Genomic DNA, 17,709 nt, shown 5'->3' on the forward strand with positions numbered 1-17,709 from the left:
GGACGACGGCGGAGCTTGTGGCGACTACTGCCCCAGATACTTCTTCATCTCCGCGATCAGCCCGTCACGCAGCTCCGGGCGCTTCAGGCCGTAGGCGATGTTGGCGCGGAGGAAGCCGGGCTTGGAGCCGCAATCATGGCGCTCGCCCTCGAACTCGACGCCGTAGAATTTCTGCGATTTGGCGAGCCCGATCATGGCGTCGGTGAGCTGGATCTCGCCGCCGGCGCCGCGCTCCTGCGTCTCGAGGATCTTGAAGATCTCAGGCTGCAGGATGTAGCGGCCGGTGATCGAGAGATTCGAGGGCGCGGTGCCCTTGGCCGGCTTCTCGACCATGCCGTCGACCTCGAACATCTTGCCGCTGCGCTTGCCGACGCCGCAGATGCCGTATTGATGGGTGAGATGGTCGGGCACCGCCTCGACCGCGACCAGGTTGGATTTCTCGCCGAGCGTGGACGCCGTCTCGATCATCTGCTTGAGGCAACCGGGCGAGTTGAGCACGAGCTCGTCGGGCAGCACGACGGCGAACGGCTCGTTGCCGACGATGTCGCGCGCGCACCAGACCGCGTGGCCGAGGCCGAGCGGCGCCTGCTGGCGGGTGAAGCTGACGGCGCCGGCTTCGGGCTGGTTCTGCGCCAAAATCTCCTGCTCGGCCTTCTTGCCGCGCTGGCTGAGCGTCGCGTCGAGCTCGAACATCCGGTCGAAGTGATCTTCGATGACGTTCTTGTTGCGGCCGGTGACGAAGATGAAGTGCTCGATGCCGGCCTCCCTCGCCTCGTCATAGACGTACTGGATCAGCGGCTTGTCGACGATGGTCAGCATTTCCTTCGGCATCGCCTTGGTGGCGGGCAGGACACGGGTGCCGAGGCCGGCGACGGGGAATACGGCTTTGCGAATTTTCATGTGATTGTTCGAATACCTGGGGGCACATGGGAACGAGGCTGGGAACGGAGCAATGGCATCTTGCTAGCCTGTTTGCAGCCGCCAACAAAGGCGGATGTGGGGCCTCATCCGCGCAGAGTTAAGAAAAAGGCCGTCACCAAAATTTCACCTTTGTTAAGCTATTGGCAACCGTAACCGGGCCTCCTGATGGCAGATTCTTGGAAGGGCCGATGGGTGGGACATGACGCGATCGGTGGCTAGGCAGGCAAGACGGGCGGGATCCGTGACCGGCGCGGCGATGATCGCGGCCGTCCTGCTGCTGCCCGTCAGTGCACACGCCCAGGCGCAGAACGGCCTGTCCAATCTGTTCGGCGGCATCTTCTCCGGCCCCAATGCTGCGCCCTCGCAAGCCCCGCCGGGCCCCGGCGGCGCCTTGCCCTGGAGCGGCGAGGACGGGGCTTCCGGCCATCCGCTGATGACGGCCGCGGCGATCCGCGAGGCCGCCGGCAATTTCAGCAATTGCGTTGCGGCGATGTGGCCCGATGCCGCACGGCGCAACATCACCCAGGAAAACTTCCAGCGCTTCACGGCCGGGCTCTCACCCGATCTGCGCATCATGGACCTGATGGACTCGCAGCCGGAGTTCACAAAATCAATCTGGGACTATCTCGATATCCTGGTGAACGACAACCGCCTCGCCAAGGGCCGCGAGATCCTCGCCAAATACAAGGCGCAGTTCGACGCCACCGAAAAGGCCACTGGCGTCGACCGCTACATCATCGCCTCGATCTGGGGCATCGAGTCCAATTACTCGACGCAGATGGGCGATCGCAGCGTGCTGCAATCGACCGCGACGCTCGCCTGCATCGGCCGGCGCCAGGCCTATTTCAAGGACGAGTTCCTCTCCGCGCTGGAGATCCTCAACCGCGGCGACCTCAGGCCGGAGCAGATGCGCGGCTCCTGGGCCGGCGCGTTCGGCCCGACCCAGTTCATGCCGACAGCGTTCAAGCGCTTTGCGGTCGATGGCGATGGCGACGGACGGCGCGACGTCGTCGACAATCCGACCGACCTGATTGCATCGACCGCCAACAACCTCAAGAAAGACGGCTGGCAGGCCGGCCAGACCTGGGGCTTCGAGGTCGTGGTGCCGCAAGGGTTCAACTACATGCTGGCCGACCGCGCCAAGGCGATGACGATCGCGCAATGGGAGAAGCTCGGGCTCAAGCGGGCGACGGGCCAGCCGTTCCCGCATCCGGCGGAGAAGGCCTATCTGCTGGCGCCGGCCGGCGCGCAGGGGCCCGGCTTCCTGATGCTGCAGAATTATCGGGTCATCATGAAGTACAACCCGGCCGAGGCCTATGCGCTGGCGATCGGCCATTTCGCCGACCGCCTACGCGGAGGGCAGCCCTTCGTGCAACCCTGGCCGCGGCAGGAACGCGAGCTATCCCGCACCGAGCGGCTGGAGCTGCAGCAACTGCTGGCCCAGCGCGGCTTCTACAAGGGCACCCCGGACGGCCAGTTCGGCGGCCAGACCCGGGAAGCCCTGCGCAACTTCCAGGCCTCGATCGGAGTGCCCGCGGACGGTTTTGCCTCCTCCGACGCACTGGAACGGCTGCGCGGACGGTAAAATCGCGCCGAAAGTAACCCTGAACTGGGATTTTGGCAGGCAGCCTTGACGCAAGCGGCTGTTCCCCGGTGTATGAGCCCAAGAATCTGCAACGGAATTTGCCCGTTTGGCGCCCGATTCCGTTATTATATTGAGCTACCTCCGATCCCCATTGCGCTGGCCCGAGATCGCATGTCGAAGCCGAAGTCCCTGTTCAAGGCGCTGACCGAGACCGGCCCGCTGATCGCGCTGGGGACGGCGCTTGCGATTCTGGTCTCGGTCGCCGGGCCTGCCTCTGCGCAGTTCTTCAACTTCCCCGGCTTCGGCGGCCCGCCGCAGCGTTCGGCTCCGCCACCACAGCGGGGCGGTGGCGGAGGCGGCGGCTGGTTCGGCGGCGACTTCTTCGCGCCGTTCCAGCAGCAACAGCCGCAGGCGCCGCGCCAGGATTTTTCGCGCGCGCCGGCGCCAGCCAAGCGCGACACCATCCCTGAGAAGAACGTGCTGGTGATCGGCGACGCCATGGCCGACTGGCTCGCCTATGGCCTGGAAGACGCCTACACCGAGCAGCCCGACATGGGCGTGATCCGCAAGCACAAGACCACGTCCGGCCTGATCAAGTACCAGCCGCGCGGCGAGCCCGCGGATTGGACGACTGCCGCAAGGGGCATCCTCGAGACCGAGAAGCCCGACGTGATCGTCGTCATGCTGGGCCTCAACGACCGCAGCGCGATCCGCGAGCCCGTCGCCGAAAAGACGGACAAGGCCGCCGCAGACAAGGACAAGAAGAACGACAAGGGCGCGCGCGCCAAACAGCCAGCGAAGCCGGGGGACGCCAAGCCCGGCAACGACACCGCCGCCAAGCCCGACGACAAGCCTGCCGATGCCGATCTGCCGCAGGACGACGCCGACAACGCCGACGCGCCGGCGGCGGCGCCCGAAAAGACGGCCCGCAATCCGAACGGCCTCTACGAATTCCGCGACGATCGCTGGGTCGAGCTCTACGGCAAGAAGATCGAGGAGCTCGCCAGCGTCCTCAAGGCCAAGGGCGTGCCGGTGCTGTGGGTCGGCCTTCCCGCCATCCGCGGGCAGAAAGGCACGGCGGACATGCTGTTCCTGGATTCGCTCTATCGCGAAGGCGCGGCCAAGGCCGGCATTACCTATGTCGACGTCTGGGACGGGTTTGTCGACGAGGCCGGCCGCTTCCTCCAGAAGGGTCCTGACTTCGAAGGCCAGATCCGTCAGCTCCGCAGCTCTGACGGCGTCTTCTTCACAAAGCCCGGCGCGCGCAAGCTCGCGCATTATGTCGAGCGCGAAATCACGCGTCTGCTGGCAGGACGCTCCGGCCCGATCGCGCTGCCGAGCGAGCCGGCGACGCCCGACACCAGCGCCGAGCCCGGCAAGCCCGCACCGCGGCCGCTGGCGGGGCCGATCGTGCCGCTGGTTGCAGCCTCGATCTCGACCGATCAGTTGCTGGGCGGCCCGGGCTCGCGTCCCGCCGCCGTCGATGCGCTGGCTGCGAAGACAATGGTGAAGGGCGAGCCGCTGGCGGCTCCGGCCGGCCGCGCCGACGATTATGCCTGGCCGCGCCGCGAAGTCGGCCGCGAGCAGGCCAAGGGCGATACGCCGATGGCCGCAACGACGCCCGACGGCGGCGTCGCCAATCCCACCGCGCCGGGAGCCGCCGCCGCGATCGCCCCGCCGAAACTTGCGCCGAAGAAGCCGCCGGTCCCACCGCAGCAACCGGCACAGGCTACGCCCTCATTCCGCGATTTCTTCGGCTTCGGCTCTCCGCAGCCACCGCCGCCGCGTCAACTGACGCCGGCGCCCGGGCCGCGCAATCCGAATCCCAATCCCGGGGTCCCGCGTCCGCCGGGTAACGTCGGCCGCTCGGCCGAGATGTTCCGGTAAGGTAAGGTCTCGTGTCGCGGATGCGACGCGGCGCCTCTTGGTGAGGAGGCGCAGAGCCGGGACCCAATTCGTGCGGCATTCACAAAAGATGGGCCCCGGCTTAGCGATGCAGCGTTTCCGGACGATGCTACGCATCGCCTAGGCTGCATCGCGTCCGGGGCACGAGTGATAGGCGTTCGGCGACTAGCCTTTTAATAGCGCCAGCGCGACGGCGGCGGACGGCGTGCGGGACGCGACATCAGAAGCGCGAGCGCGAAACCGATGCCGCCGGCGACCAGCAGCGCGCCGAGCGGATTGTCCTGCACCTTCTTCGACAATGCTTGCGTGCCATCGCGAAGAGTTTCGCCGCTGTTGTCGTAGGCGTCCTTGGCGTAGTCGGCCGCCGTCTCGCCGGCCTCGCGTACGGCATCCTTGGCCTGGCCGTAGAGATTCTGCACCGTGCCCGCGGCTTCCCGCGCCTTGCCCGACGCCTGCGTCTTCGCATCGCCTGCCATGTCTCCGATCGCGCCTTCCGCGCGTCCGGCATATTCCTTGGCCGATCCAACAATCCGATCCGTGTCCATGATGATCCTCCTCGGTGGTCAGCCGAAGTAACCGATCAGGCGCGGCCCAGTTCCAAGTGTTTGCGAAAGTGTAGCTCCTACGAAAGTGTGTAGCCCGGATCGAGCGCAGCGTAATCCGGGCTACGGGCCAGCTAAAGGATGAGCCCGCCATCGACGACCAGCGTCTGTCCGACGATATAGGACGACAGCGGCGAAGCCAGGAACAGAGCCGCGCCCGCCATGTCGGCCGGCGTGCCCAGCCGCCGCAGCGGAATGCGTGACAATGCACCTTCGAGCCGCTTGGGATTGTCGGTCGTCACCTTGGTCATCTTGGTGTCGACGAGCCCCGGCGCGATGCCGTTGACGCGGATGCCGTCCTCCGCCCAGGCTTCGCCCAGTGTCCGCGTCAATCCGACCGCACCGGTCTTCGAGGCGTTATAGGCGGGATTGCCCATGGTGGAATGATAGGCCGCGGTCGAGGACACCATGATCAGCGAACCCTTCGAATCCCGCAACATGGAATGAAATCGCGTCGCACAGGCCATCAGGCTCATCAAATTGACCTCGACCACCTTGCGGAAACCGCTCATCTCGAACTCGCCGCGGCGATAGAGCACCGCGCCTTGCGCCAGCACGAGCACGTCGAGCCGATCGAAGGACGGCTTGAACGCTTCGATCGCAGTGGGGTTGCTGACGTCGAGCTGCGCGTAAGACAGGCCCGTGAGATCAGAACCTTCCTCGATCGAATAATCCTTTGGCTGCGCACGCGTGCCGCAGACTGCGACATGCGCGCCCCTCGTGCGAAACGCTTGCGCGATGCCGTTGCCGATACCGCTGGAACCGCCGACCACCAGCACCTGCCTACCTGAGAAATCGAGCTCGTTCGCCATCGCGGCCTCCCCTTTTGTCTTGCTTGTTTGACCTGTCTGCGGATCGATGCCAGCCTTGTCAATCATAACAAGAACAAGCAGGGCGCGAGGAAACAGCATGTCCGAGTTCAAACGGCTCAGCCGGTCCGTGAAGGGCCTGACCGTTCTCGTAACCGGCGCGGCTAGCGGCATGGGACGCGCCACCGCGCAATTGTTCGCCGCGGAGGGCGCGAACGTTGCCGTCACCGACTATGACGAGCAAGGCGCGCTCGCCGTCGCGGCGGAGATCGCGGCAAGCGGCGGCTCGGCAAAAGCCTGGAAGCTCGACGTTGCCGATGGCACCGAGATCAGGCGCGTGGTGAATGATGTCGCGGCACATTTCGGCGGGCTCGATATCGTCGTCAACAATGCCGGCATCTCCGTACGCGTCGCGATCGACGACGAGGCCTATGAGGACGCCTGGGCAAAGGGCATCGCCGTGATGCTGACGGCGCATCCGCGCATCATCCGCGCCGCACTGCCTTACCTGCGCAAATCGAAGAGCCCGCGCATCGTCAACATCGCCTCGACCGAGGCGCTCGGCGCCACCGCATTGCACAGCCCCTATTCGGCAGCGAAGGGCGGCGTGGCGAGCCTCACGCGCTCGCTCGCCGTCGAGCTCGGCCGCGAGGGCATCACCGTCAATTGCATCTGCCCGGGTCCGATCCGCACTGGGATCACCGACCGGATCTCGGAGGAGCACAAGACGATCTATGCCAAGCGTCGCACCGCGCTTGGCCGCTACGGCGACCCTGAAGAGGTCGCGCATATGACGTTGAGCCTGTGCCTGCCGGCGGCATCCTTCCTCACCGGCGCGGTGATCCCGGTCGACGGCGGGTTGATGGCACGGAATGCGTGAGTGCCATGCGCGCCGAGCGTTGACAACGGCGAGTGCGGGAGTAGCTTTTTCGCCGACAGAGCGGGACCAACCGCTCGCACATGCGGGAGAAAACGCCATGACGATCGCCATCCGGCAGCTTCAGAAGCACTTTGCCGGCGAGGTTTCCGGCCTCGATTTGCGAAAGCCCCTCACCGAGGTCGAGGCGCGCGAGGTCGAGGCCGCCATGGACAAATACGCCGTGCTGGTTTTCCACGACCAGGACATCACCGACGAGCAGCAGATGGCTTTTGCGCTGAACTTTGGTCAGCGTGAGGATGCGCGTGGCGGCAACATTACCAAGGCCAGCGAACACCGCCTCAACTCGGGCTTGAACGATGTTTCGAATCTCGGCAAGGACGGCAAGCCGCTGCCGAAGGACAGCCGCGCCAATCTGTTCAACCTCGGCAATTGCCTGTGGCACTCCGACAGCTCGTTCCGGCCTATCCCTGCAAAGTTCTCGCTGTTGTCGGCGCGCGTGGTGAACCCCAAGGGCGGCAACACCGAATTCGCCGACATGCGCGCTGCCTATGATGCGCTCGACGACGACACCAAGGCGGAGATCGACGATCTCGTCTGCGAGCACTCGCTGATGTATTCGCGGGGATCGCTCGGCTTCACCGAATACACGGACGAGGAGAAGGAGATGTTCAAGCCGGTGCTGCAAAGGCTGGTGCGGACGCATCCCGTGCATCACCGCAAGTCGCTGTATCTGTCATCCCATGCCGGCAAGATCGTCGGCATGAGCGTGCCGGAGGGACGCCTACTGCTGCGCGACCTCAACGAGCACGCCACGCAGCCCGAATTCGTCTACGTCCACAAATGGAAACTGCATGACCTCGTGATGTGGGACAACCGCCAGACCATGCACCGCGTCCGCCGCTACGACCAGTCGCAGCCTCGCGACATGCGCCGCGCAACGGTGGCGGGGACGGAGCCGACGGTGCAGCAGCAGGCGGCGGAGTAGCGCGGCAATCTCCGCTGTCGTCCCCGACGAGCGAAGCGAAGATCCGGGACCCATCACCACAAAACGTGGTTTGGCGAAGACTCGGAGTGACCGGCCTGCCTTAAACATCAGCCTGGGAGTATGGGTCCCGGATCTACGCGCGCTTGAGGCGCGCTTGTCCGGGACGACAGCGGAGGATGAGGCACCACCGCGGAGTATGTCGCGGTAGCGACTAAAGCACCTACGCGTGTCCCGCTTCGTTCGAGAGCATGCCGGGATCGATGCCGATCTTGCGCAGGGCGCGTCCGTACTTGTCGTCGACGTCGTCACCGAAGATCAGATCCGCATCCGCATCGCAATGCAGCCAGCCGTTGCTCTGGATCTCGGTCTCGAGCTGGCCGGGTGCCCAGCCGGCATAGCCGAGCGCGAGAATGGCGTGCTTGGGGCCGGAACCGTTGGCGATCGCGCGTAGGATGTCGACGGTCGCGGTGAGGCAGACGCCGTCGTCGATCCGCAGCGTCGCGTTCTCGATGTAGAAGTCGCTGGAATGCAGCACGAAGCCTCGCCCGGTGTCGACCGGACCGCCGCGCAGCACCTTCATGCTTTCGGCATTCTCGGGCAGCTTGATGTGCTCGCCCTTCTTGATGATGCCGAGTTGCTCCAGGAGCTCGGGGAAGTCGATGCTGCCGGCCGGGTGGTTCACGATGATGCCCATCGCTCCCTCCGCCGAATGGGCGCAGAGATAGATCACCGAGCGTTCGAAGCGGGAATCGCCCATCACGGGCATCGCGATCAAGAGCCGGCCGTCGAGATAACCGGCCGAATTAGGGAGCATGGGTCCCGCGCTGCGGGTGCTTTCGCCCGTCCTCTTGCCTGTGGGAGCCATCGGTTAAGCACTCCGGTTTCAATTCCTATCCTGATGTCGGGCCGGGCTGCTGTCAAATCAAGGCTTGCAGAGACGCAATTCCAGTGCATCCATCACAAGCAATTCAATGGTTTGCCTCAGGGCGACCCTGTAAAGACGTGCTATGCTCACAAGAGTTCCCCTGCGTGCGGCGATTGGCGTCGCGACAACCCTTTTTGCGTCGTCGCTGGCCATCGTAGCCCGTGCCGATGACGCTTCGCCATGGCAGCGCGACGGACATTCCGCGGTGCGGCTATTGGCGGGATCGCGCAGCGGCGCCGTCCTGCTCGGCGGTATCGCCATCCAGCTCCAGCAGGGGTGGAAGACCTATTGGCGCTCCCCCGGAGATTCCGGCGTCCCGCCGCGGTTCGACTTTTCCAAATCCGACAATGTCGAGGCGGTGACGGTGATGTGGCCTGCGCCGCTGAAATTCGACGACGGCGCCGGCGGCCATTCGATCGGCTATCACAACCAGATCGTGCTCCCCCTGCGCATCGTCGCCAAGGCGGCCGACAAACCCGTGACCCTGCGAGCAGAGATCAATTACGCGGTCTGCGAAAAGCTCTGCATTCCGGTCGAGGCCAGTGCCGAGCTCGGCTTCAACAGCGTGGCCTCGACCGAGGATGCCAATCTGCGTGCGGCACTCGATACCGTGCCCAAGCCCGCCAATATCGGCGATCCCAATCCCCTCACCATCCGCGACGTCAAGCGCGACGGACCCAAGAATGTGGTGGTCGACGTGGTGACGCCGGACCCGGGCAACGTCAACCTGTTCGTGGAGGGTCCGACGCCCGACTGGGCGCTGCCGATTCCAGCTCCGGTCAAAGACAGCCCGGCTGGCGTGAAGCGTTTTTCGTTCGAGCTCGACGGCTTGCCGCCGGGCGCCAAGCCCGATGGCGCAGCGTTGAAATTCACGCTGGTCGGGCCCGAGAAGGCGTACGAGTTCAATACGAATTTGGAGTGAGTGCCGGCTAGCTCGTCCGGGACGACACCGAGTATGGAACGCCACCCAACCGAATCTTAACGAATGGTTGCTAAGCCCCAGGGCCACCGCAGCAAGCCTGCGGCATGCGGAAGACCGGGGACTTTTCGTGGCCGTGATGGATGCAGAACCTGCAACGACCGGACCGGCCGGGCTGATCGCGCGGCTGCGGGCCAGGCTGACGGGCGGCCCGAGCGAGGCATCGCTGACGCGGCGGCTGGCCGGCACCATCTTCATCATCCGCGTCATCAGCGCAGGCCTTGCCTATGTCTCACAGGTGCTGCTCGCACGCTGGATGGGAACGTCCGACTACGGCATCTACGTCTATGTCTGGACCTGGGTGCTGCTGCTCGGCAGCATGATGGATTTCGGCATCTCGGCCTCGGCGCAGAAGATCATTCCAGAGTATCGCGCCAGCGGCGAGCAGGCGTTGCTGCGCGGCTTTCTCTCCGGCAGCCGCTGGCTGACCTTTGCGGTGTCCACGCTGGTCTCGCTCGCCCTCGCCGGCGTCGTCAGGCTGCTGTCGCCCTGGATCGACCCGGCCGAGGAGCTGCCGCTCTATATCGGCTGCATGACGCTACCCGCCTTCGTCGTCGCCAACACCCAGGACGGCATCGCGCGCTCGCATGACTGGATGCAGCTCGGCCTGATGCCGCAATTCATCATCCGCCAGGGGCTGATCATCGGAATTACGGCTATCGCCTTTCTGCTCGGCTATCATCTCGGCGCCGTCGCCGCGATGGTTGCGAGCGCCGGTGCAGTGTGGATCGCGATGACCGGGCAGATGGTGGTGCTGAACCGCAAGCTCGCCGGCCATGTCGCGCCCGGCCCCAAGACCTATGACATCGGCGGCTGGCTCGCCGTCTCGCTGCCGATCCTGCTGGTCGAAAGCTTCTACCTGCTCTTGTCCTATACCGACGTGCTGGTGCTGCAGCAATTTCGCCCCTCCGACGAGGTCGGCGTCTACTTCGCGGTGGTGAAGACGCTGGCGCTGGTCTCGTTCATCCACTACGCGATGTCGGCGACGACGGCGCACCGCTTCGCCGAATACAACGCAAGCGGCGACAAGGCACGCCTGTCGGCCTATGTGACACATGCGATCAACTGGACGTTCTGGCCGTCGCTGGCGGCGACCATCGTGCTGCTCGCGCTCGGCAACCCGCTACTCTGGCTGTTCGGGCCGCAATTCGTGGTCGGCTACGACATCATGTTCGTCGCGGCGATCGGGCTCGTGGTGCGCTCTGCGATCGGACCGGTCGAGCGGCTGCTCAACATGCTCGGCCAGCAGAAGATCTGCGCGCTCGCTTATGCATTGGCCTTCGTGATGAACCTCATGCTCTGCATCGCACTGGTGCCGCGCTACGGCGGCCACGGCGCCGCGGCCGCGACCTCGATCTCGCTTACCTTCGAGACGGTGCTGCTGTTCTGGATCGTGCGGCAGCGGCTGGGGCTGCACGTGCTGGCGTTTGGTAAATAGGTACTACAGAGCGCCGCCATTGCTCGCTCCCCTTGGGGAACGAGTGTTTCGCGGCGCGCCTGGGAACAACCGGAAACACCTCTCCATTTTCGACGCGCAGTACAATTTTTCTTATTTTGCCCAAGCGGTTGCGCCCCAGGGAAAGTTTATTCTACGTCGTATTGCCCAACCGACGAGATCAACCTAAGATTCTCCAGACATGATCGATCCACTCTACGTCGCCTCCGGTTTCGGCGTCGGCCTGCTCGTCGGGATGACCGGCGTGGGCGGCGGTTCCTTGATGACGCCGCTGCTGATCCTGCTGTTCGGTGTTCATCCCTCCACCGCGGTCGGCACCGATCTGCTCTATGCCGCCGCCACCAAGGCCGGCGGCAGCGTGGTGCATGGCTGGTCGCGCAGCGTGCACTGGCCCGCGGTGCTGCGGCTCGCCTGCGGCAGCATTCCGGCGAGCGCAGTGACGCTGCTGGTGCTCTGGAAGCTCGACCTCAGAAGCGATTCCGAGCGCAGCTTGGTCAATCTGGTGCTGTGCTTCGCGCTGCTGCTCACCGCGACCTCGCTGATCTTCCGCAAATCCATCATGGAGCGTTATCGCGGCCGGCTCGAGCAGGTCGACGAGCGCACCACCGCGATTGCCACCGTTGTCACCGGCATCGTGCTCGGCGTGCTGGTGTCGATTTCGTCGGTGGGCGCCGGTGCGGTCGGCGTGACCGTGCTGCTGCTGCTCTACCCTCGCCTGCCCATGGCAACCATCGTCGGCTCCGACATCGCCCATGCGGTGCCGCTGACGCTGGTCGCCGGCATCGGGCACTGGGCGCTCGGCGACGTGGATTGGGCGTTGATGGGCGTGCTGCTGATGGGCTCGCTGCCCGGCATCATCGTCGGCAGTTACAGCGCGACCCGGGTGCCCGAGACGGTGCTGCGGCTGACGCTTGCCAGCGTGCTGTTCGTGGTCGCCGGCAAGATCATGTTTGCGGAATTGAACCTGTCGTCGGCGTTCGTGACGGCGCTGGCCTGGACCCATTGAGCGGGACGCGGCCGCCTGGTTCTCAGTCTCGTAGGGTGGGCAAAGGCGCAGTTGCGCCGTGCCCACCATTCAGAGGTGGTGGGCACGCTTTCGCTTTGCCCACCCTGCGGCTTCTACGGCTCCTCGTTCCGAAGACCCCTACTCCGCCGTCCAGCCGCCGTCGATCGAGAGATTGGTGCCGGTGATCTGGGCGGCATCATCGCCGCACAGGAACAGCGCCAATGCCGCGACCTGCTCGGACGTCACGAACTCCTTGGTCGGCTGCGCATCGAGCAGGACGTCGTTGATGACCTGCTCACGCGTGAGATTGCGTGCCTTCATCGTGTCGGGGATCTGCCGCTCCACCAGCGGGGTCCAGACGTAGCCGGGGCTGATGCAGTTGCAGGTGATCTTGTGGGTCGCGACCTCCAGCGCCACGGTCTTGGTGAGACCGGCGATGCCGTGCTTGGCCGAGACGTAGGCCGACTTGAAGGGCGAGGCGACCAGGGAATGCGCGGAGGCCGTGTTGATGATGCGGCCCCAGCCCTTCTTCTTCATGCCTGGCACCGCAGCGCGGATGGCATGAAAGGCCGAGGACAGGTTGATGGCGATGATCTGGTCCCACTTCTCGAGCGGGAACTCCTCGATCGGCGAGACGAACTGAATGCCGGCATTGTTGACGAGGATGTCGACCGAACCAAAAGTCTTCTCGCCGAGCGCGATCATGCCGGCGATCTCGGCCGGCTTGGTCATGTCGGCGGGCGAATAGATTGCCTTCACCTTGAAGTCCTGTTCGATCTTGGCGCGCTCCTTCTCGATATCCTCCGGCGAGCCGAAGCCGTTGATGACGACATTGGCGCCGGCGGCGGCGAAGGCACGTGCGTAGGCGAGCCCGATGCCGCTGGTGGATCCGGTCACGACGGCATTCTTGCCTGACAGACTACCCATAATCATTCGCTCCTTTTTGGCGGGGGTGCGGTAACGTCCCCCGTGAGATCGTAGGTCACCATGGTCTCGCCGGACTGCGGCCGCTCGAGCCAGTCCTTGTGGCGCATCGACAGATGCACGTCGCGCACGCCGCCTTCCCAATGCTCGACCATGGCGACGTGCGAGAAGTCGTAATCCTTGGATGAGGATTCGTAGTTCTTGCTGCGGTAGATCAGATGCACGACGGTGACGGTACTTTCGCGCGACACCTTCGCCAGAAATTCGACGGAAGGATCGTTCTTGAGATAATCCGGCAATTTGCCGATCAGGTCGCGCACGGCCCTGCGGGCGTTGTGGATCTGCTTGTTCTTGTCGGTGTTCATCCGCGTGCGGCTGGAATAGCGGATGTCCTTCTCGCGCTCGGCGGCCTCCAGCAGCGAGGTCGGCAGATCGCCGCGCGCGGAAAACAGGTCGACCTGGAAGATCAGCATGTCGCGATCGACCTCGGCATCGAGCACGTAGTCGAGCGGCGTGTTGGAGGCGATGCCGCCGTCCCAATAATGCTCGCCCTCGATCATCACGGAGGGAAAGCCGGGCGGCAGCGCACCGGAGGCCATGATGTGCTCGGGGCCGATGGTCTTGCCGAGCTTCCTGAACTGGTAATTGTCGAAATATTTGAAGTTGCCCGAGGTGACGCCGACCGCGCCGACCGACAGGCGCGTCTTCAAATCGTTGATGCGGTCGAAATCGACCAGACGCTCCAGCGTCTTCTTCAGCGGCGCGGTGTCGTAATAGCTCTCGGCCTGCGGGCTGCCGGGCGGCCAGAGCGGCGCCGGTGGAATCCGCGGCGTGAAGAAGCCGGGCACGCCGAAGGTCGCGATCAGCGCGGCACTGGTCGAATTGAACAGCTCGCGGCTGTGGTCGCTCTTGCCGATCGGTTTCCACGGCACCGGCGCGGAGACCATCTCCCAGAATTCCTTGAGGCGCTTGACGCGCGTCGGGCCCTCATTGCCGGCGATGATGGCGGCGTTGACCGCACCGATCGAGATGCCGGCGACCCATTCCGGCTCGAAACCGTGGCCGCACAGCGCCTGATAGGCGCCGGCCTGATAGGAGCCAAGCGCGCCGCCGCCCTGAAGGACAAGGACGCGCTGCGCATTCGCGGGGATGCTGGCGGATTCCGGGCTACGATCTGTCATGCAGGAACAATAGCAAAAGGCGAGCCACCGTGGCGACCCTCTGCCGCGGCGTCAATGCATCCCGGGATCAAGTCTGGCTTATCGGGGCTCGGTCGAGGCCAGGATCATGGTCCAGAACACCTTGTATTTGGTGCCGGGAGCATAGCTTGCCGCGATGCCCAGTTTTGTGACACCGCCCTTGAGCATGTTGGCGCGGTGGGGTGGCGAGTCGCGCCAGCCGGAAAACGCTTCCGCCAGCGTATGATAGCCGGCCGAGACGTTCTCGACGGCAACGGTGGCGGGATAGCCGCCGGTGGCCAGGCGCTTGGCCAGCGGCGCGCGGACGTCGTGATCCATCTTGTTGGCGGCGGCCATGGCCTGGGACTGGGATTCGGCGAGCCGCATCAGATCGGGATCGATGACAACGGTGCCGAGCGCGTTGTTCTGGCGATATTGCGAGATCATGATCGCGGCCGCCTGCGCATCGAGCTTGGAGCCCGGGACCGCCATGTCGGCGTACATGGACGGCTGCTGGACCGGTGCCTCGTTGCCGGCACAGCCGGCAAGCAGCAAAGTGATGAGAATTGCGGCCGCAGCGCGCATGTAGGAGCCCCCGAATGAGGGGCCGTTGTTGCATACCAACCGTGGCTGAAAGGTGAATTTTGATGAAAATCTGCTCGGTGTCATTCCGGGGCAGTGCGCGGCACTAAACTATGGTGCGCAATTGCGCACCTGAGGTCTGGTCCTTCGGACCATCCCGGAATGACGGGAATTTCTACCCCGAAAATATCCGGTAACGGCGCGGCTCGAGGCCGATGGTGTCCCCGGCGCGCAGTTCCTTGTCGCGGGGGGCGTCGATCTCGATTGTTTCGCCGCCGGACAATGCGACCTCGGCGCGCTGCACCGGACCGAAATTGCGGACGTGCTGAACCGCGCCCTCGAAGGCGCTGCTGCCGGGGGGCCCGACCAGCATGTCATGTCGCCGCACGAACAGTTTTGACGCGCCAGGCGCAAGCCCGTCCGCCGCGAGCCGAAGCGGCCGGTCGCCGAGCCGGATCACCCCAGCTTCGACCTGGACCGGCAGCTCGATGGATTCACCGATGAAGCCGTGGACAAACGCGCTTGCCGGGCTTTCATAGACGTCATCGGGCGAACCGATCTGCTCGATCCTGCCCTTGTCCATGACGACGACGCGGTTGGCGACTTCGAGCGCTTCCTCCTGGTCGTGGGTGACGAAGATCGAGGTGACGTTGATCTCATGATGCAGCGAGCGCAACCATCGGCGCAGCTCTTTCCGCACCTTGGCATCGAGCGCGCCGAAGGGCTCGTCGAGCAGCAGGATTCGCGGCTCGATCGCGAGCGCGCGGGCGAGCGCAATGCGCTGGCGCTGGCCGCCGGAAAGCTGGCTCGGATAACGATCGGCGAGCCAGTCGAGCTGCACGAGATCGAGCAGCTCTTTCACCCGGGCACGGATCGCGGCCTCGTCCTTGCGGACCGCACGCGGCTGCACGCGCAGGCCGAAGGCGACGTTCTCGAACACGGTCATGTGGCGGAACAGCGCGTAGTGCTGGAATACGAAACCGACGTGCCGCTCGCGCGCGCCCTGCGCCAGCGCGTCCTCGCCATTGAAGGTGACCTCGCCGGAATCAGGCCAGTCGAGGCCTGCGATGATCCGGAGCAAGGTGGTCTTGCCGGAGCCTGACGGACCGAGCAACGCCAGCAATTCTCCATTGTCGACCTTGAGGTCGACGCCGTCGAGGGCGGCAAAACTGCCGAACTTCTTGACGAGATTTTTGACTTCAATGGTCACTGGCGTCGTGTCCTTCGTCGAGGTGACGTTCGAGAACCGTCTTTGCGATCAGCGTGATCAGCGCCAGCATCGCCAGCAGCGAGGCAATCGCGAAGGCGGCGACGAACTGGTATTCGTTGTAGAGGATCTCGACCAGCAGCGGCATCGTGTTGGTCTCGCCGCGGATATGGCCGGAGACGACGGAGACCGCGCCAAACTCACCCATCGCGCGCGCATTGCAGAGCAGGACGCCGTAGAGCACGCCCCATTTGATGTTGGGCAACGTGACGCGGAAGAAGGTCTGCAAGCCGGAGGCGCCGAGCGAAACCGCAGCCTCCTCCTCCTGCGTGCCCTGCTCCTGCATCAGGGGGATCAGCGCGCGCGCGACGAACGGGAAGGTCACGAAGGTGGTGGCGAGCGCGATGCCGGGCACGGCGAACAGGATCTGGATGTCGTGGTCCCTAAGCCAGCTGCCGAAATAGCCCTGTGCGCCGAACAGCAGCACGAAGACAAGGCCGGAGATCACCGGGCTCACCGAGAACGGCAGATCGATCAACGTGACCAGGAAGGTCTTGCCCGGGAAATCGAATTTTGCAATCGCCCAGGCGGCGACGAGACCGAAGACAAGGTTGAGGCCGACCGAGATCGCCGCGACGATCAACGTCAGCTTGATCGCAGCCAGCGCCTCCGGCTCGGCGAGCGCGGAGAGATAGGCGAGGATTCCCTTCGAGAACGCCTGCGCGAACACCACCACCAGCGGCAGCACGACGAAGACGGAAAGAAAGATGATCGCGAGCGCGATGATGGTGATGCGCACCGCGCGCGGCTCGGTGCGGAGATTGTCTTGCGCCGCCGCCGCATGTGCCCGGGCCCTCGCACGTGCCTTGGCGTCGGGAGCCGAGAGCGACACGGAGTCTGCGATCTGCATCGTCATCGCATCCTCCTCAGCGCGCCGGAATCCGGCTCCGCGCCCAGCGCTGGAGCCGGTTGACGGCGAAAATGATGACGAAGGAGACGACGAGCATGACCACCGCGATGGCGGTCGCGTCGGCGTAGCGGAACTCGGACAGCCGGATCACGATCAAGAGCGGCGCGATCTCGGAGACATTCGGCAGATTGCCGGCGATGAAGATCACCGAGCCGTATTCACCGACCGCGCGGGCAAAGGCGAGCGCGAGTCCGGTGAGCAGCGCCGGCGCCAGCGAAGGCAGGATCACGCGGATGATGGTCTGCCAGCGGCTGGCGCCCAGGCTTCCCGCGGCTTCCTCGATCTCGGGGTCGAGATCCTGCAGCACCGGCTGCACCGTGCGCACCACGAAGGGAATGCCGATGAAGATCATGGCGACGAAGATGCCGACCGGCGTGAAGGCCACCTTGATGCCGAGCGCCGCGAGCGGTGCCCCGAGCCAGCCCTTCTCGGCGAACAGCGCAGTCAGCGCGACGCCGGCGACCGCCGTCGGCAGCGCGAAGGGCACGTCGACGATGGCGTCGAACAGCCGCCGGCCGGGGAAGCGGTAGCGCACCAGCGCCCAGACGATGATGCTGCCCATGACGAGGTTGACGCAGGCCGCCGCGAACGCAAGGCCGAAGGAAACCCTGAGGGCATTCAGGGTGCGGCGGCTGGAGAGGATGCTCCAGAATTGCTCGGGGCTGAGCTCGAGCGATTTCAGGAACAGCCCGGCGAGCGGAATCAGGATGATGATCGACAGCCAGGAAAGCGTCAGTCCCATGGTGAGACCGAAGCCCGGCAATGTCCGGCGTCGTGCTGCGAGTGCGCTCACCA

17 protein-coding genes are annotated in these 17,709 nt (G+C 64.8%); 7 read left to right on the top strand and 10 right to left on the bottom strand.

What is annotated here, in order from left to right; translation table 11 throughout:
• Positions 1-24: 24 nt before the first annotated feature.
• Positions 25-900, bottom strand: a complete 876-nt coding sequence (gene galU / locus A3AS_RS0116730) for a UTP--glucose-1-phosphate uridylyltransferase GalU (protein ID WP_018318726.1) — start codon at positions 898-900, stop codon at positions 25-27.
• 220 nt (positions 901-1,120) lie between these two features.
• Between galU and A3AS_RS0116735 the strand changes: the two genes are divergently transcribed.
• Together A3AS_RS0116735 and A3AS_RS0116740 are read left to right on the top strand one after the other, a co-directional pair.
• Positions 1,121-2,506 (top strand): lytic murein transglycosylase, encoded by a 1,386-nt coding sequence (locus tag A3AS_RS0116735; RefSeq protein WP_179738171.1) that lies wholly within the window; start codon positions 1,121-1,123, stop codon positions 2,504-2,506.
• A 171-nt stretch (positions 2,507-2,677) separates the two neighbouring features.
• On the top strand, positions 2,678-4,393 hold the full coding sequence (locus tag A3AS_RS0116740) for an SGNH family hydrolase (RefSeq protein ID WP_018318728.1): 1,716 nt from the start codon (positions 2,678-2,680) through the stop codon (positions 4,391-4,393).
• 191 nt (positions 4,394-4,584) lie between these two features.
• Here A3AS_RS0116740 and A3AS_RS0116745 read toward each other — a convergent pair whose 3' ends face one another.
• Both A3AS_RS0116745 and A3AS_RS0116750 read right to left on the bottom strand, forming a co-directional pair.
• Positions 4,585-4,956, bottom strand: coding sequence for a CsbD family protein (locus A3AS_RS0116745; protein WP_018318729.1), 372 nt, complete (start codon positions 4,954-4,956; stop codon positions 4,585-4,587).
• A 131-nt stretch (positions 4,957-5,087) separates the two neighbouring features.
• Positions 5,088-5,825 (bottom strand): SDR family NAD(P)-dependent oxidoreductase, encoded by a 738-nt coding sequence (locus A3AS_RS0116750; RefSeq protein WP_026202063.1) that lies wholly within the window; start codon positions 5,823-5,825, stop codon positions 5,088-5,090.
• Between the two features lie 97 nt (positions 5,826-5,922).
• On the opposite strand from A3AS_RS0116750, the gene A3AS_RS0116755 reads away from it, so the two are divergent.
• Entirely contained in the window at positions 5,923-6,702 is a 780-nt protein-coding gene (locus A3AS_RS0116755; protein ID WP_018318731.1) for an SDR family NAD(P)-dependent oxidoreductase, read from the top strand.
• Positions 6,703-6,799: 97 nt separating this feature from the next.
• A complete protein-coding gene (locus tag A3AS_RS0116760; RefSeq protein ID WP_018318732.1) occupies positions 6,800-7,687 on the top strand; it encodes a TauD/TfdA family dioxygenase in 888 nt (295 codons plus the stop codon).
• A 220-nt stretch (positions 7,688-7,907) separates the two neighbouring features.
• Here A3AS_RS0116760 and A3AS_RS0116765 read toward each other — a convergent pair whose 3' ends face one another.
• Positions 7,908-8,552 carry a YqgE/AlgH family protein gene (locus A3AS_RS0116765; RefSeq protein WP_018318733.1) on the bottom strand — a complete coding sequence of 215 codons (645 nt, stop codon included), beginning with the start codon at positions 8,550-8,552 and terminating at the stop codon, positions 7,908-7,910.
• A 142-nt stretch (positions 8,553-8,694) separates the two neighbouring features.
• Between A3AS_RS0116765 and A3AS_RS0116770 the strand changes: the two genes are divergently transcribed.
• The 3 genes from A3AS_RS0116770 (at position 8,695) to A3AS_RS0116780 (ending at position 12,053) form a co-directional block, all read left to right on the top strand.
• Positions 8,695-9,534 carry a protein-disulfide reductase DsbD domain-containing protein gene (locus A3AS_RS0116770; RefSeq protein WP_018318734.1) on the top strand — a complete coding sequence of 280 codons (840 nt, stop codon included), beginning with the start codon at positions 8,695-8,697 and terminating at the stop codon, positions 9,532-9,534.
• A gap of 127 nt (positions 9,535-9,661) precedes the next feature.
• Positions 9,662-11,029: a flippase gene (locus A3AS_RS0116775; RefSeq protein WP_018318735.1), complete on the top strand. Its 1,368-nt coding sequence runs from the start codon at positions 9,662-9,664 to the stop codon at positions 11,027-11,029.
• A 199-nt stretch (positions 11,030-11,228) separates the two neighbouring features.
• Complete coding sequence (locus A3AS_RS0116780) at positions 11,229-12,053, top strand: sulfite exporter TauE/SafE family protein (protein WP_018318736.1); 825 nt, start codon at positions 11,229-11,231, stop codon at positions 12,051-12,053.
• A gap of 138 nt (positions 12,054-12,191) precedes the next feature.
• On the opposite strand, the gene A3AS_RS0116785 is transcribed toward A3AS_RS0116780, so the two are convergent.
• The 6 genes from A3AS_RS0116785 to cysT all read right to left on the bottom strand — a co-directional run bounded on the left by A3AS_RS0116785 (position 12,192) and on the right by cysT (position 17,656).
• Positions 12,192-12,980 (bottom strand): 3-hydroxybutyrate dehydrogenase, encoded by a 789-nt coding sequence (locus A3AS_RS0116785; protein ID WP_018318737.1) that lies wholly within the window; start codon positions 12,978-12,980, stop codon positions 12,192-12,194.
• 2 nt (positions 12,981-12,982) lie between these two features.
• Positions 12,983-14,158, bottom strand: coding sequence for a patatin-like phospholipase family protein (locus A3AS_RS0116790; RefSeq protein WP_018318738.1), 1,176 nt, complete (start codon positions 14,156-14,158; stop codon positions 12,983-12,985).
• A 78-nt stretch (positions 14,159-14,236) separates the two neighbouring features.
• Positions 14,237-14,740, bottom strand: a complete 504-nt coding sequence (locus tag A3AS_RS0116795; protein WP_018318739.1) for a CAP domain-containing protein — start codon at positions 14,738-14,740, stop codon at positions 14,237-14,239.
• 172 nt (positions 14,741-14,912) lie between these two features.
• Positions 14,913-15,947, bottom strand: a complete 1,035-nt coding sequence (locus A3AS_RS0116800; protein ID WP_018318740.1) for a sulfate/molybdate ABC transporter ATP-binding protein — start codon at positions 15,945-15,947, stop codon at positions 14,913-14,915.
• Positions 15,937-16,860 (bottom strand): sulfate ABC transporter permease subunit CysW, encoded by a 924-nt coding sequence (gene cysW, locus A3AS_RS0116805; protein WP_018318741.1) that lies wholly within the window; start codon positions 16,858-16,860, stop codon positions 15,937-15,939. The genes A3AS_RS0116800 and cysW overlap by 11 nt, the downstream gene beginning before the upstream one ends.
• A 10-nt stretch (positions 16,861-16,870) precedes the next feature.
• Entirely contained in the window at positions 16,871-17,656 is a 786-nt protein-coding gene (gene cysT, locus A3AS_RS0116810; RefSeq protein ID WP_049814902.1) for a sulfate ABC transporter permease subunit CysT, read from the bottom strand.
• Between the last annotated feature and the right edge of the window lie 53 nt (positions 17,657-17,709).

It is taken from the genome of Bradyrhizobium sp. WSM2793, from assembly GCF_000379585.1.
Taxonomy (GTDB): domain Bacteria; phylum Pseudomonadota; class Alphaproteobacteria; order Rhizobiales; family Xanthobacteraceae; genus Bradyrhizobium.

What these genes read in the sequence shown, in the direction of transcription:
- A3AS_RS0116795 (WP_018318739.1), bottom strand. Translation starts at nt 14,740, where the DNA reads ATGCGCGCTGCGGCCGCAATTCTCATCACTTTGCTGCTTGCCGGCTGT.
- cysW (WP_018318741.1), bottom strand. Translation starts at nt 16,860, where the DNA reads ATGACGATGCAGATCGCAGACTCCGTGTCGCTCTCGGCTCCCGACGCC.
- A3AS_RS0116790 (WP_018318738.1), bottom strand. Translation starts at nt 14,158, where the DNA reads ATGACAGATCGTAGCCCGGAATCCGCCAGCATCCCCGCGAATGCGCAG.
- A3AS_RS0116745 (WP_018318729.1), bottom strand. Translation starts at nt 4,956, where the DNA reads ATGGACACGGATCGGATTGTTGGATCGGCCAAGGAATATGCCGGACGC.
- A3AS_RS0116755 (WP_018318731.1), top strand. Translation starts at nt 5,923, where the DNA reads ATGTCCGAGTTCAAACGGCTCAGCCGGTCCGTGAAGGGCCTGACCGTT.
- A3AS_RS0116760 (WP_018318732.1), top strand. Translation starts at nt 6,800, where the DNA reads ATGACGATCGCCATCCGGCAGCTTCAGAAGCACTTTGCCGGCGAGGTT.
- A3AS_RS0116770 (WP_018318734.1), top strand. Translation starts at nt 8,695, where the DNA reads ATGCTCACAAGAGTTCCCCTGCGTGCGGCGATTGGCGTCGCGACAACC.
- A3AS_RS0116750 (WP_026202063.1), bottom strand. Translation starts at nt 5,825, where the DNA reads ATGGCGAACGAGCTCGATTTCTCAGGTAGGCAGGTGCTGGTGGTCGGC.
- galU (WP_018318726.1), bottom strand. Translation starts at nt 900, where the DNA reads ATGAAAATTCGCAAAGCCGTATTCCCCGTCGCCGGCCTCGGCACCCGT.
- A3AS_RS0116740 (WP_018318728.1), top strand. Translation starts at nt 2,678, where the DNA reads ATGTCGAAGCCGAAGTCCCTGTTCAAGGCGCTGACCGAGACCGGCCCG.
- A3AS_RS0116735 (WP_179738171.1), top strand. Translation starts at nt 1,121, where the DNA reads ATGACGCGATCGGTGGCTAGGCAGGCAAGACGGGCGGGATCCGTGACC.
- A3AS_RS0116765 (WP_018318733.1), bottom strand. Translation starts at nt 8,552, where the DNA reads ATGGCTCCCACAGGCAAGAGGACGGGCGAAAGCACCCGCAGCGCGGGA.
- cysT (WP_049814902.1), bottom strand. Translation starts at nt 17,656, where the DNA reads ATGGGACTGACGCTTTCCTGGCTGTCGATCATCATCCTGATTCCGCTC.
- A3AS_RS0116785 (WP_018318737.1), bottom strand. Translation starts at nt 12,980, where the DNA reads ATGGGTAGTCTGTCAGGCAAGAATGCCGTCGTGACCGGATCCACCAGC.
- A3AS_RS0116780 (WP_018318736.1), top strand. Translation starts at nt 11,229, where the DNA reads ATGATCGATCCACTCTACGTCGCCTCCGGTTTCGGCGTCGGCCTGCTC.